The 16,214-nt window shown below is 73.5% G+C and carries 17 protein-coding genes; 6 read left to right on the forward strand and 11 right to left on the reverse strand.

Features of this window, described 5'->3' with window-relative positions; genetic code table 11:
• Nucleotides 1–73: 73 nt before the first annotated feature.
• Nucleotides 74–1,561, reverse strand: a complete 1,488-nt coding sequence (locus tag QIY60_RS26180) for an MFS transporter (RefSeq protein ID WP_283144629.1) — start codon at nucleotides 1,559–1,561, stop codon at nucleotides 74–76.
• An 87-nt stretch (nucleotides 1,562–1,648) separates the two neighbouring features.
• Here QIY60_RS26180 and QIY60_RS26185 point away from each other — a divergent pair, with 87 nt between their 5' ends.
• A complete protein-coding gene (locus QIY60_RS26185) occupies nucleotides 1,649–2,050 on the forward strand; it encodes a MarR family transcriptional regulator (protein WP_283144630.1) in 402 nt (133 codons plus the stop codon).
• Between the two features lie 64 nt (nucleotides 2,051–2,114).
• Here the strand turns inward: QIY60_RS26185 and QIY60_RS26190 are convergent, their stop codons facing one another.
• Both QIY60_RS26190 and QIY60_RS26195 read right to left on the reverse strand, forming a co-directional pair.
• Nucleotides 2,115–2,858: a maleylpyruvate isomerase family mycothiol-dependent enzyme gene (locus QIY60_RS26190; protein WP_283144631.1), complete on the reverse strand. Its 744-nt coding sequence runs from the start codon at nucleotides 2,856–2,858 to the stop codon at nucleotides 2,115–2,117.
• Between the two features lie 266 nt (nucleotides 2,859–3,124).
• On the reverse strand, nucleotides 3,125–4,336 hold the full coding sequence (locus tag QIY60_RS26195) for an MFS transporter (protein WP_283144632.1): 1,212 nt from the start codon (nucleotides 4,334–4,336) through the stop codon (nucleotides 3,125–3,127).
• Between the two features lie 149 nt (nucleotides 4,337–4,485).
• On the opposite strand from QIY60_RS26195, the gene QIY60_RS26200 reads away from it, so the two are divergent.
• A complete protein-coding gene (locus QIY60_RS26200) occupies nucleotides 4,486–5,700 on the forward strand; it encodes an ROK family protein (RefSeq protein ID WP_283144633.1) in 1,215 nt (404 codons plus the stop codon).
• 70 nt (nucleotides 5,701–5,770) lie between these two features.
• Here QIY60_RS26200 and QIY60_RS26205 read toward each other — a convergent pair whose 3' ends face one another.
• The 4 genes from QIY60_RS26205 to QIY60_RS26220 are packed head-to-tail and all read right to left on the reverse strand — an operon-like array spanning nucleotide 5,771 to nucleotide 8,238.
• A complete protein-coding gene (locus QIY60_RS26205) occupies nucleotides 5,771–6,658 on the reverse strand; it encodes a phosphotriesterase (RefSeq protein WP_283146075.1) in 888 nt (295 codons plus the stop codon).
• A 5-nt stretch (nucleotides 6,659–6,663) separates the two neighbouring features.
• Nucleotides 6,664–7,233, reverse strand: a complete 570-nt coding sequence (locus tag QIY60_RS26210; protein ID WP_283144634.1) for a DUF4865 family protein — start codon at nucleotides 7,231–7,233, stop codon at nucleotides 6,664–6,666.
• A 10-nt stretch (nucleotides 7,234–7,243) separates the two neighbouring features.
• Nucleotides 7,244–7,648 (reverse strand): cupin domain-containing protein, encoded by a 405-nt coding sequence (locus QIY60_RS26215; protein ID WP_283144635.1) that lies wholly within the window; start codon nucleotides 7,646–7,648, stop codon nucleotides 7,244–7,246.
• A gap of 26 nt (nucleotides 7,649–7,674) precedes the next feature.
• Nucleotides 7,675–8,238: a TetR/AcrR family transcriptional regulator gene (locus QIY60_RS26220; RefSeq protein WP_283144636.1), complete on the reverse strand. Its 564-nt coding sequence runs from the start codon at nucleotides 8,236–8,238 to the stop codon at nucleotides 7,675–7,677.
• A gap of 170 nt (nucleotides 8,239–8,408) precedes the next feature.
• Between QIY60_RS26220 and QIY60_RS26225 the strand changes: the two genes are divergently transcribed.
• Genes QIY60_RS26225 through QIY60_RS26235 form a run of 3 tightly spaced genes read left to right on the forward strand, consistent with a single transcriptional unit; the run spans nucleotide 8,409 to nucleotide 12,027 of the window.
• Nucleotides 8,409–8,714: an SHOCT domain-containing protein gene (locus QIY60_RS26225; RefSeq protein ID WP_283144637.1), complete on the forward strand. Its 306-nt coding sequence runs from the start codon at nucleotides 8,409–8,411 to the stop codon at nucleotides 8,712–8,714.
• Nucleotides 8,711–9,475 (forward strand): ABC transporter ATP-binding protein, encoded by a 765-nt coding sequence (locus tag QIY60_RS26230; protein ID WP_283144638.1) that lies wholly within the window; start codon nucleotides 8,711–8,713, stop codon nucleotides 9,473–9,475. The genes QIY60_RS26225 and QIY60_RS26230 overlap by 4 nt, the downstream gene beginning before the upstream one ends.
• On the forward strand, nucleotides 9,472–12,027 hold the full coding sequence (locus QIY60_RS26235; RefSeq protein WP_283144639.1) for an ABC transporter permease: 2,556 nt from the start codon (nucleotides 9,472–9,474) through the stop codon (nucleotides 12,025–12,027). The genes QIY60_RS26230 and QIY60_RS26235 overlap by 4 nt, the downstream gene beginning before the upstream one ends.
• 46 nt (nucleotides 12,028–12,073) lie before the next feature.
• On the opposite strand, the gene QIY60_RS26240 is transcribed toward QIY60_RS26235, so the two are convergent.
• Complete coding sequence (locus QIY60_RS26240) at nucleotides 12,074–12,625, reverse strand: ATP-binding protein (protein ID WP_283144640.1); 552 nt, start codon at nucleotides 12,623–12,625, stop codon at nucleotides 12,074–12,076.
• A 145-nt stretch (nucleotides 12,626–12,770) separates the two neighbouring features.
• Nucleotides 12,771–13,097 (reverse strand): hypothetical protein, encoded by a 327-nt coding sequence (locus QIY60_RS26245; protein ID WP_283144641.1) that lies wholly within the window; start codon nucleotides 13,095–13,097, stop codon nucleotides 12,771–12,773.
• 285 nt (nucleotides 13,098–13,382) lie between these two features.
• On the opposite strand from QIY60_RS26245, the gene QIY60_RS26250 reads away from it, so the two are divergent.
• A complete protein-coding gene (locus QIY60_RS26250) occupies nucleotides 13,383–14,480 on the forward strand; it encodes a PLP-dependent cysteine synthase family protein (RefSeq protein ID WP_283144642.1) in 1,098 nt (365 codons plus the stop codon).
• 89 nt (nucleotides 14,481–14,569) lie between these two features.
• Here QIY60_RS26250 and QIY60_RS26255 read toward each other — a convergent pair whose 3' ends face one another.
• Both QIY60_RS26255 and QIY60_RS26260 read right to left on the reverse strand, forming a co-directional pair.
• Nucleotides 14,570–15,064: an SRPBCC family protein gene (locus tag QIY60_RS26255; protein WP_283144643.1), complete on the reverse strand. Its 495-nt coding sequence runs from the start codon at nucleotides 15,062–15,064 to the stop codon at nucleotides 14,570–14,572.
• A gap of 79 nt (nucleotides 15,065–15,143) precedes the next feature.
• Nucleotides 15,144–16,001 (reverse strand): DeoR/GlpR family DNA-binding transcription regulator, encoded by an 858-nt coding sequence (locus QIY60_RS26260; RefSeq protein WP_283144644.1) that lies wholly within the window; start codon nucleotides 15,999–16,001, stop codon nucleotides 15,144–15,146.
• Between the last annotated feature and the right edge of the window lie 213 nt (nucleotides 16,002–16,214).

Genomic DNA, 16,214 nt, shown 5'->3' on the forward strand with positions numbered 1-16,214 from the left:
GGGAGCAGTCTCCGCACAGATGCGGCCGACGGGCAAGAAGCACCCGTCGGCCGCACCCTCCCCCGTGGCGGCGTCAGTCGCGGACGGCGACCTTCGCGGGCTCCGGTGCGGCGGCCGCGTCCTGGGCCGATCCCGCGACGACCAGCGTCTGCCGGTCGGTCCTGGTGCGCAGCCCGGTCAGGGTGATGAGGAGACCGGCGAGCGCGATGCCCGTCACCACGATCAGCCCCGGCCGGAAGCTGTCGAGCAGGTCCTGCGGGGAGTCGCCCCGGTCGCCCGCGGTGATCACGGCCGTCACCACGGCCAGGAAGATCGCGCCGCCCACCTGGATCGAGGTGTTGAGCAGACCCGAGACCATGCCCTGCTCGTTGTCGTCCACACCGGCGGTGGCCTGGATGTTGAGCGAGGGGAAGACCAGCGCGCAGGCCGCGCCGAGCAGCAGCATCGACGGCAGGATCACCGCGGCGTACTGCGGGGTGAGGCTGATGCGCAGGAACAGGGCGTACGCGAGCACCAGGGCCGCGAAGCCGATGGCGATGATGCGCGGGGTGCCGAAGCGGTCGACGACCGGCCCGATCATCGTCGAGGAGAGGGCGACGAGCACACCGGCGGGCAGGAACGCCAGCGCGGTCTGGAGCGCGGTCCATTCGAGCACCGACTGCATGTACTGGGTGACCATGAACTGGAAGCCGACGTACGAGCCGAAGAAGGCGGCGGCGCCCAGCTGGGTGCGGACCTGGGTGCCGGAGCGGAGCACGCCGAGGCGGATGAGCGGGCTCGCGGTGCGCTGCTCGATCCGTACGAACAGGGTGAGCAGGACGGCGACGGCGAGGAAGGACAGCAGCGTACGGGCGGAGGCCCAGCCGGCCTCGGGTGCCTGGACGACGGTGTAGACGAGGAGCAGCATCGAGCCGGTGCCGGTGATGGCGCCGGGCACGTCGTAGTGGCGCTTGCCCTCCGGGCGGTCGCTGTGCGGGATGAGCTTGAGGCCCGCGACCAGGGCGATCAGGGCGACCGGCGCCGGGAGCAGCATGGTCCAGCGCCAGCTCAGCTCGGTGAGCAGACCGGACAGGACCAGGCCCATGGAGAAGCCGGTGGCGGCGCAGGTGGTGTAGATGGAGAGCGCGCGGTTGCGCTGCGGGCCCTCCTTGAAGGTCGTGGTGATGATCGACAGGCCGGCGGGCGCGGTGAACGCGGCGCTGAGGCCCTTGATGAACCGGCTGGCGATCAGCAGCGGCCCCGAGTCGACGAGCCCGCCGAGCAGCGAGGCCAGCGCGAAGACGCCCAGTGCGATGAGGAACACCTGGCGGCGGCCCATCAGGTCGGCCGCGCGGCCGCCGAGGAGCAGCAGGCCGCCGTAGCCCAGGATGTAGCCGCTGACGATCCACTGGAGCGTCGAGGTGGTGAGGTCCAGATCGGTCGCGATCGAGGGCAGGGCGACGCCGACCATGGAGACGTCAAGGGCGTCGAGGAACATCGCGGCGCAGAGCACCAGCAGCGTGCCCCACAGTCGGGGGCTCCAACGCTCTTGGCTGGACGGGACGTTGAGCGGAGAGGTCATGCGGAGCAGACTACATGCACATGCATCGAGTGCAAGTGCATTTAATTACGGTGCAACAAAGAGCGTCTTCTCTGCTAACGTGCGGACATGGCGGCCAAGAAGTCCGAGCGGATGCTCGTGGACGAGTGGCGCGGCATCCTCGCGGTGCATGCGCGCACGACGTGCGAGCTCGATCGCGAGCTGCATCAGTACGGCATCGGAGCGAGCGACTTCGAGGTGCTCGACGTGCTCGTGGAGGGGCGTGCGGAGGACGGCGGTACGGCGTACCGCGTCCAGGAGCTCGCCTCGCGCGTCCATCTGAGCCAGAGCGCGCTCTCCCGCCTGATCGGCAGGCTGGAGAAGGACGCCTTGGTCACCCGCGGGATGTGCAGCGAGGACCGGCGGGGCGTCCGGGTCATGATCACGGACAAGGGCCGGGCGCGCCACGCGGAGGTGCGGCCGCTGCAACGCGCGGTGCTCTCCCGGATGCTGGCGGACCGGCCCTCGTAACGTCTGCCGTACGCGGCACGGGTCACGGCCTCGTGTGCCGTGACCCGTGCCGACCGTGCCGGGGCTAGCTCCAGGTGATGGCCGAGTTCGCCCGCCACAGCTCGGCGAGCGACGAGTCGCCCGCAAGGGCAACGGACGAGAGCGGCCGACGGTTCCACAGCGTCAGATACAGCTCGTGCGCGGTGCCGCTCAGCTCGCAGTCGGCGGGCCCGTCGTCGTCCCGGACCGTGCGCGGTACCCCGTCCGACAGGTGGACGGTCCACACCGCGTCCGTGTCCGTCGCCCGTGCGCGAAGGGTGCGCGGCGTCGGCGTCCGTACCCGGCTCTGCTCCCGGGCGTGGAAGGCGCGGAGCAGCTCGTCGATGCCGTCGACGGCGAACTCCGGCTCCGGCGCGGTGGCGTCGCCGCCCCGGGCCGACTCGGCGTCCACCCGGTGGACCGCCGTCTCGTGCGCCTGGCGGCGGGCCCAGAACGCCAGCGGGGATGCCGCGGGCAGGAAGTGCCAGCACTCCAGGTCCTTGGGCGCGCCGGTGAGCGCGCCGACGAGCGCGCGGTGGCCCTCGCGGAACCAGTCGAGGAGCTCGTCACCGTCCAGGTCGGGCTCCTCGCCGCTGGGGTGGAAGGCGGTGTGGCCCTCGGTGATGTACGCGGTCGCCCAGCGGTGCACCGTCCCGGTGTGCCGCAGCAGATCCCGTACCTGCCAGTCGGGGCAGGTCGGCACGGGGGCGTCGGGGCCCGCCGCGCCGGCGGCCTCGGCCAGCAACCGGCCCTCGCGGTCGAGGGCGTTGATGAGTTCAGCGGTGTCCATGCCGGGATTCTGCCAGCGGTGGGGGCGGGGTGGTGATCCTGTCCATGGACGCGTGCCTACTGGGTACGTCGGCTACACCCGCACCTCGACCATCGACGCCTACGCGCGCGTGGGTACGTCTCTGCGAGCACCGCGCCGACCGGATACGCGTGCGTCCGTCATGGCGCGGGCACCGGGCCGATCAGCGGGGTGCCCGCACGTCTGCCCGGCGCGGGGCGACCGTGTCGGTGGCCCCGCCGTCGCAGGCCCGGCTCCGCCCGGCCCGTTCACGCCCCCGCCGTCGCCCGCCGCGACCCGTACGCGATCACGGCCGCCGCCGCCGACAGTGCGGCCACCGTCGTCAGGGCGACCGGCAGCGAGGACCACTGGGCCAGGAAGCCGATCGCGGGCGGGCCGAGGAGCATACCGCCGTAGCCCAGGGTCGACGCGGCGGCGACCCCGCCGGGTCCGGCCAGTGCGCCCGCGCGGGCCACCGCGACCGGGAAGATGTTGGCGAGGCCCAGGCCCATCACCGCGAAACCGGTGAGCGCGAGCCACACCGTCGGCGCGAGCGCGCCGAGCAGCATCCCGGCCGTGGCCGTCGTGCCGCCCGCGACCAGTGCGCGCGTCTGGCCCAGGCGTTCGAGCAGGAAGGTGCCGCTGAGCCGGCCGGCCGTCATGGCCAGGGCGAACAGGGAGTAGCCGATGGCCGCGACGCCGGGTGCCGCGTCGAGGTCCTGCTCCAGGTGGAGCGCGCCCCAGTCGGCCATGGCCCCTTCCCCGTACGCCGTGCACAGCGCGATCACGCCGAACAGGAGCACCAGGCGCCGGGCCCGGCCGTCGAGGCGCCGCCCCTGGGCGTGCGGGGTCGCCGTGTGCGCCGGAGCGGGGTGGCGGAGCAGAACCGGCCCCGCGAGGGCGGTCACCAGCAGGCCGAACCCGGTCAGCGCGAGCAGGTGCGCGGTGGGGGAGAGGCCGCCCGCGACCAGCGCGCCGACGCCCGCACCGAGCATCCCGCCGAGGCTGAACGCGGCGTGGAAGCTGGGCATCACCGGGCGCCGCAGGGCGGCGACCAGATCGACGGCCGCGCTGTTCATGGCCACGTTGATGCCGCCGTACGCGGCGCCGAAGAGCAGCAGTACCGCTCCCAGCGCGAGCGCCGAACGGGTCTGCGCGGGCAGGGCGATGGCCAGCGCCATCAGCGCGCCGCAGGCCACGGTCACGGGGTGGCTGCCGAAGCGCCGGCAGAGCCGGCCGGTGAGCACCATCGTCACCACGGCGCCCGCCGAGACGCCGAGCAGGGCGAGGCCGAGGTCACCGGCCGAGGCGCCGGTCTGCTGCTTGATGGCCGGGATGCGGACCACCCAGCCGGCGAAGAGGAATCCGTCGAGGGCGAAGAACACGGTCAGAGCGGTGCGGAGGCGGAGCAGGGAGGGCGCGGTGGTGTGCGCGCCGGATCCCGCCGGCAGGGCCGTCCGCACTTTGTTTAGTAGCGGCACAAACTCAGAATAGGGGGCGGCGGCCCCTGCGGACAACCCGTAAACCCCCGGCCGTCGGCCCGCGCGACGTCCGGCGGGTGAGCGGTGAGTGAACGGTGGCCGCCGACGGAGGGAATGCCTCCGTCCTGGATCATGGGAGACTCGCCCCCATGAACGGCAAGGCGACGCACACCAAGACGAGGCTGGACAGGGGCCGTGGGGCACTCGGCCCCGCGCTCGAACTGGTCCACACCGGCCGCGCGCCCACCCGCGCCGTCCTCACCGCCGAGCTGGGCGTCACCCGGGCCACCGCCGGAGCGGTCGCCGCCGAACTCGAAGCGCTCGGCCTCATCCAGGTCGACTCCCGCCCCGGCGCCGCCGCCGGTTCCCAGGGCCGCCCCTCGCACCGCCTCGCGGTCAACGACTCGGGCCCCGTCGCCCTCGCCGCCCAGGTGCACGCGGACGGATTCCGCGCCGCACTGGTGGGCCTGGGCGGCCGGACCGTGGCCACCGCACCCGGCTGCGTCACCGTCTCCGCCGACCCGGCCCAGGTGCTCGGCGAGGTCGTCGACGCGGGCGCCGAACTACTGCGCGGCACCGGGCTGCGCTGCGTCGGCGCGGGCCTGGCCGTGCCGTCGGCCGTCGCCGAACCGGACGGGACCGCGCTGAACCCGCTGCACCTGGCCTGGCCCGCGGGCGCCCCGGTGCGCGAGATCTTCGCCGAGCGGGTACGGGCCGCGGGCATCGAGGGTCCCGCCTTCACCGGCAACGACGTCAACCTCGCCGCCCTCGCCGAGCACCGCCACGGCGCCGGGCGCGGGGCGCAGCACCTGCTCTGCGTGGCCACCGGCCACCGGGGCGTCGGCGGCGCGCTCGTCCTCGACGGCCGTCTGCACACGGGGAGTTCGGGCCTCGCCCTGGAGGTCGGCCACCTCACCGTCAGCCCCGAGGGCCGCCCCTGCTACTGCGGTGGCCGGGGCTGCCTCGACGTGGAGACCGACCCGCTCGCCTTCCTGGTGGCGGCGGGCCGCGACCCGGGCCCCGAGGTCTCGCTCCTGGAGCAGTCCCGCGAGCTGCTGCGCACGGAGTACGAGGACGTGTCCGTGCGCGGGGCCGCGGAGGAGCTCATCGACCGCCTGGGCCTGGGCCTCGCCGGGCTCGTCAACATCCTCAACCCCGACCGGATCATCCTCGGCGGACTGCACAAGGCCCTGCTGGAGGCCGACCCCGACCGGCTGCGGGCCGTCGTGGCCGACCGCAGCCTGTGGGGGCGCAGCGGCGGCGTACCGATCCTGGCCTGCTCGCTCGACCACAACAGCCTGGTCGGCGCGGCCGAGTTGGCATGGCAGCCGGTGCTGGACGATCCTCTGCGGGCGCTTGGGTGACACTCGGCTGCGTGTGTGGTCGGTCGGCCCGCGGACCGTTCGTGGCCGGTCGCGCAGTTCCCCGCGCCCCTTACGGGGCGCGCAGCGCGAACGCCCCCGGCGGATTCCCCACCAGGATCCGCTCCACCAGCTCCTCTCCCAGGGCGAGTTCGAGCCCGGGCCGCACCCGGCGCAGCAGGAACGGCATGCCCGGGGTTTCCGGGGTCACCGTGTCGCCGCCGAGCAGCAGCCGGTCCGCGAACCCGGCGTCGGCGAGTGCCTTCAGCGCCTCCGGCATCCGCCAGTCGGTGGCGTGGTTGGCCCGGGACGGCCCGTCGAAGCCCAGATAGGCGCCTTCGGCGGCGGCCTGGCGGTGGGCGGCGAAGTCGGGGGAGCGGTTGAGGTGGCCGAGGACCACCCGGTCCGGCGCGACCCCCAGCTCCCCGCAGAGCAGGTCGAGCACGTCGAGGGCGCCGGTCCCGAGCTCCAGGTGCACCGCGACGGCCGCGCCCGTACGGCGATGGGCCTCGGCGGCCGCGCCCATCGTCAGCCGGGCGTGCGCGTCGAGCCCGTGGAACCCGCCCGCGACCTTGATCAGCCCGGCCCGGACGCCCCCTTCGATCCCCTCCGTGATCTCGCGCACGAACAGCTCGGCGAGCGAGTCGCGTACGGAGTCGAGCAGGTCGGGCGTGTAGTGGGCCGCCTGGTGCAAACCGGTGGCGGCCACGATCTGGACGCCCGACTCCCTTGAGAGCACGGCCAGTTGGTCCGCCCGGCGGCCCATGCCGTACGGGGTCCACTGCACCACCGTGCCGCCCCCGAGGTCGCGGAAGGCGCGGAGCCGGGCGGCCGCCTCCCCGGCGTCGTCGAGCTCCTGGCCCGGCAGCAGCGGGCTGCGGATGAAGAGGTGGTCGTGCGCGTCCACCACGCCGAGCCGGTCGGCGGGCACATCGCCGAGCACGGTACGGACCACGGGCAGCCCGGTCACCAGTGCCGTCCCCGGGTCAGCTTGCCGCGCTCCGGCGCCGACAGGTGCAGCACCCGGAAGCGGTCGCCGGGCGCCTGCGGGGCCTCCTGCTCCCAGAGCGTGAAGCGCAGCAGCTCCCAGCGGCGGGGGTCGACGGCCAGCGCGCTCGCCACCGTCCCCGGGCCGGTCGCCCGCGCCAACTGCTCGGCCACGAAGTCGGCGGGCCGTACGCCCTCCGGCACCGTGAGGCGCTCGCGCGTCGCGGCGACCGGCACGGCCCCGGCCGCCGTCCCCTCCTCGTAGGAGAGCCCCATCCAGTGCTGGACCTCCGGGCGGCCGAAGTCGTCCACGATGCCCTGGAAGCCCGGGCCCCAGAGGAAGGAGTTCATGCCCTCGGGCGTGTTCCAGAGGTAGAAGGGCGCGTAGGCGTTCACCGGCGAGCCCGCGTCGCGCTCGCGGATCAGATACGCCTTGAGGCCGAGGCCGGGGAAGTCGTCCAGGAGATGGCCCCGGGTGGCGACGCGGGTGCGGATGATGTCCATGTCGTAGTCGGCGGGCAGGGTGATCTCGTACTGCAGGGCGTGCACGGCGTACTCCTCAGGAAGTGGACGACGGGTAGGCGTCGGCGGCGACATGGCGGTCCCAGTCGACCGCGGTGCCGTCCCGCGCCGCCTCGACGACCGCGAGATGGGTCATGAACGTGTGCGGCCCGGCGCCGTGCCAGTGCCATTCGTCCGGCTCGATCCAGACGGTGTCACCGGCCCGGATCGGCTCGACGGGACCGCCCCTGCGCTGCACCAGGCCCTCGCCCTCGGTCACGTGGAGGACCTGGCCGTGCGGGTGGCGGTGCCAGGCCGTGTGCGCGCCGGGGGTGAAGTGGACGCTGACCATCCGCAGTCGGGACGGGGACGGGGGCGTGGCGATCTCGTCGAGCCAGACCGTGCCCGTGAAGTGCTCGGCCGGGCCCCGCACACTGGCGGGGCGCTGACGGGTGACGTGCATGGGTGTTCCCTAAGAATGGTTGGCGGTCAGGGGGTGCGGGGCGCGAGCAGGGCGAGCAGGCCGCGGACGCCCGCGTCGAAGGCGGCGGGCGAGCCGGACGCGCGGGCCAGGACGTAGCCGCCCTGGACGGTCGCGACCACCGTCGCCGCGATCTCCTCCGGCACCAGGGGAACGGTGAACTCGCCCGCGTCCAGGCCCTCTTGGACGATCCGCGCGAGCTCACCGCGCAGCCAGTCGATCGTCTCGGTGACGGGCGCGCGCAGCTCGTCGCCGGCGATGACGTCCGGGTCCATGGTCAGCCGGCCCACCGGGCAGCCGCGCAGGACCTCGCGCCGGCGCAGCAGATAGCCGCGGATCCGTTCGTACGCGGTGCCCTCGCCCCCGAAGGAGGCCTCGGCGCTCGCGCGCAGCTCCTCGGCGGTGCGCCGGATGGCGGCGAGCGCCAGGTCCGGCTTGCCCGCGAAGTGGTGGTACATGCTGCCCTGGCCCGCGCCCGCCTGCTGCTGGATCGCCTTGGGGCTGGTGCCGACGTAGCCCCGCTCCCACAGCAGCTCCCGGGTGGCCTCGATCAGACGCTCGGAGGTGCTCATGACTCTGTACTATACATACTAGTAGGTACAGACGCGAGAGCAGCCGCGCCGGTCCGATCTACTCCCCGGGAGGTACGGCAAGTGCCGCTGGCTGTACGACGCCCCGGACCACCCCTCGGCGGGAGTCTCGAAAGCACCACGAGAGAACCCCGACCGAGGAGCTGAGCACGATGAACACCCTGGCCTACGACGGACCCGGACCCTGGATCCTGTTCTTCCCGGTGATCTGGGCAGCCGTGATCTTCACGGTCGTCACCCTGCTGCGCCGCACGGTGTGGCGCGGACGGCGCGGCCCCTGGCGCCCGCCCTTCGGCGGCCCCCGGTCCTACGACGACCGCCCCTCGCTGGACGAGCGCTCGCCGCTCGCCGTGCTCGGCCGCCGTTTCGCCGCCGGGGAGATCGACGAGGACGAGTACTGGCGCCGGCTCTCCGTCCTGGACGAGGAGTTCGGCCGCCGCAAGGGCGGTGCGGCATGACCACCGCACTGCGGCCCACCGCCACCGCCGCCGCCCGCGTCGTCGACGCCGTGAAGACCTACGGCGCGGGCGACACCGAAGTGAGGGCCCTGGACGGGGTGAGCGTCGACTTCCCGGCCGGCCGCTTCACCGCGATCATGGGGCCCTCGGGCTCCGGCAAGTCCACCCTGATGCACTGCGCCGCCGGGCTCGACACCCTCACCTCGGGCTCCGCCTTCATCGGCGGCACCGAGCTGAGCGGCCTCGACGACCGCGGGCTCACCCTGCTGCGCCGCGAGCGCGTCGGCTTCGTCTTCCAGGCCTTCAACCTGCTCCCGACCCTCACCGTGGCCGAGAACATCACACTGCCCCTCGATCTCGCGGGGCAGCGCGGCGACCGCGAGTGGATCGACGCGCTCGTCGACACCGTCGGGCTGCGCGACCGGCTGCACCACCGGCCCGCCGAACTCTCCGGCGGCCAGCAGCAACGCGTCGCCGTGGCCCGGGCGTTCGCCGGTCGCCCCGACGTCGTCTTCGCCGACGAGCCGACCGGCAACCTCGACTCGCGCGCGGGCGAGGAGGTGCTGCGCCTGCTCGGCAGCACCGTCCGCCGCACCGCCCGCACGGTCGTGATGGTCACCCACGACCCGGTCGCCGCCGCCCACGCCGACGAGGTGCTCTTCCTCGCCGACGGACGGCTCGTCGACCGGATGCCGGACCCGACCGCCGAGCGCGTGCTCGACCGGCTGAAGGCCTTCGACGCGCCGGGGGCGACATCATGAACGCCGTACTGCGCCTCAGCCGCACCTCGCTGCGCTCCCACAAGCGCCGCTTCGCCGGGACCTTCGTCGCCGTCCTGCTCGGCGTCGCCTTCCTCGCCGGCACCCTCGTCATGGGCGACACCCTGCGCGCCAGTTTCGACACGCTCTTCGCGGACGCCAACGCGGGTACGGACGCGGTGGTCCGCAGTACGAACGTGGTCACCGTGGCGGGCGAGGGCCAGGGCACCCGGCAGCCCGTGCCCACCGCGCTCGCCACCCGGCTGTCCGGCACCCCGGGCGTCGCCGCCGCCGTCCCCGACCTCCAGGGCTCCGGCCAGCTCGTCGGCGCCGACGGCAAGCCGATCGGCGGCCAGGGTCCGCCCACCCGGGCGGGCAACTGGATCACCGACCCGGAGCTCAACCCGTACCGGCTCGCCCAGGGACGTGCCCCGAGTGCGCCGGGCGAGGTCGTGGTCAACCGGGGCGCCGCCGACAAGGGCGGCCTCAAGCTCGGCGACACGACCGTGCTGCGCGTGCCCGACCCCGTACCGGTCCGGATCGTCGGCATCGCCACCTTCGGCGGCGAGGGCGGGATGGGCCAGGTCACCTTCGCCGGGCTCACCCTCGCCGACGCCGAGAAGTACCTGGCGCCCAAGCCCGGGGAGGCCTCCTCCATCTCCGTACGGGCCGGTCCCGGCGTGAGCCAGCAGCAACTCGTCGACGAGCTGACTCCCGTACTCCCGAAGGGAGTGGAGGCCATCACGGGCGAGGCGGCGTCCGCCGAGAGCCTCGACATGATCGCCGGACTCTTCCTCGACCTCTTCACCGCCCTGCTTCTGGTGTTCTCCGGCATCGCGCTGCTCGTCGCCACCTTCTCGATCCACAACACCTTCGCGATCGTCGTCGCCCAGCGCACCCGTGAGAACGCGCTGCTGCGCGCGCTCGGCGCCTCGCGCCGGCAGGTCAGCGCGGCCACCCTCGCCGAGGCCGCGGTCGTCGCGCTCGCCGCGTCGGCGGCGGGAGTCCTCGCGGGCATCGGCATCGCGGCGGGCCTCCAGGCGCTCTTCCCGGCCATCGGATTCCCGTTCCCCGGGGGCGACTTGGTGATCAGCGGGCTCTCCGTCGCACTGCCGGTCGCCGTGGGCGTGCTCGTCTGCCTCGGCTCGGCGCTGCTGCCCGCGCTGCGGGCGGGCCGGACCGCGCCGCTCGCCGCGCTGCGCGAGAGCGCCGTCGACCAGTCGGGCGCCTCCCGCACCCGCAAGCTGGTGGGCGGGGCCCTGTTGCCCGTCGGCGTCGGGGTGACCGTCGCCGGGGTGCTCGCGGGCCCCGGTCTGCTGCTCGCCGGGGCCGGGGCGCTGCTCACCGTCGCCGCGTTCGTGGTCCTCGGTCCGGTGGCGTCCTCGTACGCCGTACGGATCCTGGGCGCGCCGCTCGACCGGCTGCGCGGCGTGACCGGAGCCCTGGCCCGGCGCAACGCGCTGCGCAGCCCCCGGCGCACCGCGGCCACCGCCACCGCGCTGATGATCGGCGTCGCCGTGGTGTCGCTGTTCACCGTCTTCGGCGCCTCCCTGAAGGCGACGATGGACCAGACCGTGTCCCGCTCGTTCGCGGGCGATGTGGCCATCGGCGCCCGGCAGTTCGGCGCGGGCGGCAGCGGCATCAGCCCCCGACTGGCCCCCGCCGTGGCCCGGTTGCCGCAGGTCGAGGCCGCCGTGGGGCTCGGCAAGGGCGTCGCGGACGTCGACGGCGGCGGCCGGAACGTCACCGTCACCGACCCCGTGGCCCTCTCCGGCCTGCTCGACCTCGGCAAGGTCGAAGGCTCGCTGGCGGGCCTGGGCTCCGACGGCCTCGCGGTCTCCGCGAACGAGGCCGACAAACACCACTGGCGGCCCGGCTCGACCACCCGTCTCGCCTTCACCGACGGGAGCGAGCGGACCTTCACCGTACGGGCGGTGTACGCCGACAAGGACCTGGCGGGCGACTACCTGCTCACCCGCGAGGCGTGGGCGCCGCACAGGGCGCAGGAGTCCGACTCGCTGGTCGCGGTCTCCTTCAAGGACGGCGTGTCCGTCGCCGACGGCAAGAAGGCGGTCGAGAAGACGGCCGCCGCGTACGGGAACCCGAACGTCCAGACCCGCGACGAGTACGCGAAGTCGTCGGCGAGCGGCATCGACATGATGCTCACCCTCGTCTACGCGCTCCTCGCGCTCGCCGTCGTCATCGCGCTGCTCGGCATCGCCAACACGCTGACGCTGGCCGTGCACGAGCGGACCCGGGAACTCGGGCTGCTGCGGGCGGTCGGCCAGACCAGGGCGCAGCTGCGCGCCATGGTCCGCTGGGAGTCGGTCCTGGTCGCGGCCTTCGGCACGGCGGGCGGCCTGGGGCTCGGCGCGTTCCTAGGCTGGGTCCTGGTGCGGGCCTCCGACGCGGACGGGACCGGCGCGTTCGCCCTGCCGCCCGTACAGCTGGCGGTCGTGACGCTGGTGGGGCTGCTCGCGGGCGCCCTGGCCGGCTGGCGCCCGGCCCGCCGCGCGGCCCGGCTCGACGTACTGCGGGCGATCGCGACAGAGTGAGCGGCCACGGTCTGTGACTTCCGCCCGGCTCGCGGATCCCGCCCGGTCAGCCCACCGCGGGCAGCCGGGCGGGAGTGCGCGGATGGCCTCCCCGGCCCTCGGCACGCACCAGGGCGGGCCGTTTGTGCAGGCAGGGACCGGTCGCCTTGGGGGCGGCCGGTTTCGTCCCGTAAGCCGGGCGGGTCGGCAGACCGACCGCGGGCGGCGGTGCGGGGAGCGTGAACCACACGGTCTTGCCCGAGGCGCCCAGCGGGCGCACCCCCCAGCTCTCGCTGACCGCCGCGATCATCGCGAGTCCGCGGCCGGTGGTGGCGAAGGGGTCGGCGCTGCGCACCGTGGGCATCCGGGGGTCGTGGTCGTGGACGGACACCGTGAGCCGGTCGCGCAACAGCTCGATCTCCACGGTGCAGGTCTTGTCCGGCTGGGCGTGCCGGTGGACGTTGGTCAGCAACTCGGTGACGCCGAGCGCCGCCTCGTCTATCAGAGGATCGAGATGCCAGTAACGCAACTGCGCTGAAACGATTCTGCGGACTTGCCCGATCCGCGACGGCAGGGCTTGGAGCTCCACCGTGCAATGTCTGCTCGACTGGCTGATCACGGCTGCGACTCCCCGATTGAGGTCCGGAAGAAGCTTTCTGGTCCGGCGGGCTGGATCGCAGCGTGACCGCCGGTAAACCCTCAGTGATGTGAGACCAGGGTGGCGCAGGGGTCGGCGCTCCGCAACTCGCGCCCCACCAGCCCCCTCAGCCGCGCGGTTCACCCGCCGGGCGCACCGCCTGAAGGAAGCGCTGGGCGAGCTCCGCCCCGCGCGGCCTGCCGGCCTGCTGGCCCATGGTCAGCCGGTAGCGGTGGCCGTTGAGCTTGGCCACGGTCCGGTCGGCCTTGGCGGCCCACGGCAGCAGCGGCTTGCCCGCGCTCACCGCGCGCAGCGGCGCGCTGTCGATCTCCCGCCCGCTGCTGGTGAGCAGGGCGAGCCGACCGTCCTTGATCAGGACTTGTCCCGCCCTGGTCAGCGAACGCGTCCACCGTTCGATCCGTACGCCCCTGGCGCTGAACTCGGGCTCGGTCATGGCCGCTGTGCCCCCTTCGTACCGTTCCTGCTGGGCAGTCTGCACAACGATGGCCGTACGCACCAGGGCGCGCGGAGGATCGGCCGTCACCCGCCGCCGTACGCCGCTTCACCGGCGTCCCACAAGCCACCCCTATGGATCCTCAAAGGGAATGTTTGTGCAGGTGAGGGCGGTATTGTCAAGTGAGGGAGCGGTGCTTTTCCAGCCGATTTCGGCGACCCGCTTCACGACGTTTCCCGCCCGGGCGCCCTCGTCCCCGGGGCACCCGAGACATGGAGGAGTGGCATGGAGACCATCGACGTGGACCGCAGCGACGCGGCCTACCGGGCGTGGCTCAAGGACGCCGTGCGCAAGGTCCAGGCCGACGCCAACCGCTCCGCCGACACGCATCTGCTGCGTTTCCCGCTGCCCGAGCGGTGGGGCATAGACCTGTACCTCAAGGACGAGTCCACCCACCCCACCGGCAGCCTCAAGCACCGGCTCGCCCGCTCGCTCTTCCTGTACGGGCTGTGCAACGGCTGGATCCGCCCCGGCAAGCCGGTCATCGAGGCCTCCAGCGGTTCGACCGCCGTCTCCGAGGCGTACTTCGCCAAGCTCATCGGTGTGCCGTTCATCGCCGTCATGCCCCGCACCACCAGCCCCGAGAAGTGCCGCCTGATCGAATTCCACGGCGGCCAGTGCCACTTCGTGGACGACTCGATGAAGATGTACGAGGAGTCGGCCGCGCTCGCCGCCGAGACCGGCGGCCACTACATGGACCAGTTCACGTACGCGGAGCGGGCCACCGACTGGCGCGGCAACAACAACATCGCCGAATCGATTTACCAGCAGCTGAAGCTGGAGCGCTACCCGGAGCCCGCCTGGATCGTGGCCACCGCGGGCACCGGCGGCACCTCGGCGACCATCGCCCGCTATGTGCACTACATGCAGTACGACACGCGCATCTGCGTCCCGGACCCGGAGAACTCCTGCTTCTTCGACGGCTGGACCCGCGGCGACGCGCTCGCGACCAGCGACTGCGGCTCGCGCATCGAGGGCATCGGGCGGCCCCGGATGGAGCCGAGCTTCCTGCCCGGCGCCATCGACCGGATGATGAAGGTCCCGGACGCGGCGAGCGTCGCGGCCGTGCGCGCCCTCGAAGCGGCCATCGGCCGCAAGGCGGGCGGCTCCACCGGCACCGGCCTGTGGTCCGCCCTGAAGATCATCTCCGAGATGGTGGCCGCCGGGCGCACCGGCAGCGTCGTCACCCTGCTCTGCGACCCGGGCGACCGCTACCTCGACAAGTACTACTCCGACGCCTGGCTGGCCGAACAGGGCCTGGACATCGCGCCGTACACGGCGGCGATCGACGCGTTCCTGGCCAATGGAGTGTGGCCGGAGTAGGACGGTCGGCGGGAGGCCGTGCGGCTGGAAGCGGCCAGTCGGGCCGGAAGGCGCGGGTGGCTCGGGCTCGGGTGCCAGGTGGCCCGGATCTACGAGTCCGCCGCCCTCGGGCCGCCGCCCGGCGCGGCCAGCCGCCGGTCGAGCGCCGTCACCGCGTCGCGGAACGCCCGGCCCAGGCCCGGCCGGCCCATCCGCAGCGCGAACCGGAAGGGTGCGCCGCCCGCGGCGGCGAAGGTCCACTGCACCCGGGTGCCCTCGGCCGTCGGGGTGAGCCGCCACTCCTCCAACAGGGCGTGCGGGCCGGGGGCGTTGGTGACGTCGACCCGGTAGGCGTAGCGCGCGGAGGGCTCGGCGGCCATCACCGTCTCCTCGAACCGGGTGCCGCCCCTCAGCCGGACCTCCCGGCCGCCGTCGGTGGCCCGCGAGTGCGTCACGGCCGCGAACCACTCGGGCCAGGTCTCGGTCTCGACGGCGAGCGCGCGGTAGAGGGCGTCCGCCGGCGCGGCCGCCTCGGCGGCGAAGACCAGGCGCAGCGGCGCGGTCTCGACGAAGTCGAGCTCCACGGGACGGAGTCGGCGAGCCATCGGGCCGCACCTCCAGTGATTCGGTGTGGACGGGTACGAGCGGTCAACAGCGAGCCCGCACACCTTAACTGGCGGTCCGTCAGATGTCTTCGGCGGGGGCCACGTCCACCTCGGAGTCGTCCTCGCCCGCCACGAGCAGCCCCGGCAGATGCTCGGCCATCTCCTCGCGCGCGGCGTCGGAGAGCCCCGAGTCCGTCACCAGCGTGTGCACCTCGTCCAGCGAGGCGAACGAACTCAGCCCCACCGTCCCCCACTTGGTGTGGTCCGCGACCACCACCACCCGCCGCGCGGACTGCACGAACCGGCGGTTGGTCTCCGCCTCCGCCAGGTTCGGCGTGGAGAGACCCGCCTCCACCGAGATGCCGTGCACCCCGAGGAAGAGCACGTCGAAGTGGAGCGAGCGGATCGCCTGGTCCGCGACCGGCCCCACGAGCGAGTCCGACGGCGTGCGCACCCCGCCGGTGAGCACCACGGTCGCCGCCCCCGGCCGGTTCCCGCCGTTGCCCGCGGCCCGCTGCGCCGCGTGGAAGACGTCCGCGACCCGCACCGAGTTGGTCACCACCGTCAGATCCGGCACGTCGAGCAGCCGGTGCGCCAGGGCGTACGTCGTCGTACCGCCGGAGAGCGCGATGGCGCTGCCCGGCACGGCCATCGCGGCCGCCGCGCGCGCGATGTCCTCCTTGGCGCTCAGCTCCAGACCCGACTTGGCCTCGAAGCCGGGCTCGTGCGTGGAGGCCTCGACCACCGGCACCGCGCCGCCGTGCACCTTCTCGATCACGCCCTGCCGGGCCAGCGCGTCCAGGTCCCGGCGCACCGTCATGTCCGAGACGTTGAGCTTCCGGGTGAGCTCATTGACCCGGACACCGCCACGCCGTCTGACCTCGTCGAGGATCAGGGCGCGACGCTGCTCCGCGAGCAGATTCTGGTTGTCGGTCACCGCCGGGTCGGTCCTTCCGCGTCGCCGTACATGTCGTCGCCGTACATCCGAATCCTGTCACGGGGAGATTCCGTGAGGACACCGCACTCCGGCCCGCGATCCGAGATCCTGAAGAACCCGCACGCCGCGGCCCCCGCGCCGAGGCCCGCGGCCCCCGCACGACGCCCGACCCGCACGATCCGCGAACCGCCCCGCCGTGTTCCGCCGCCGATC

It is taken from the genome of Streptomyces sp. BPTC-684 (assembly GCF_030028635.1).
GTDB classification, from domain to species: Bacteria; Actinomycetota; Actinomycetes; order Streptomycetales; family Streptomycetaceae; genus Streptomyces; species Streptomyces noboritoensis.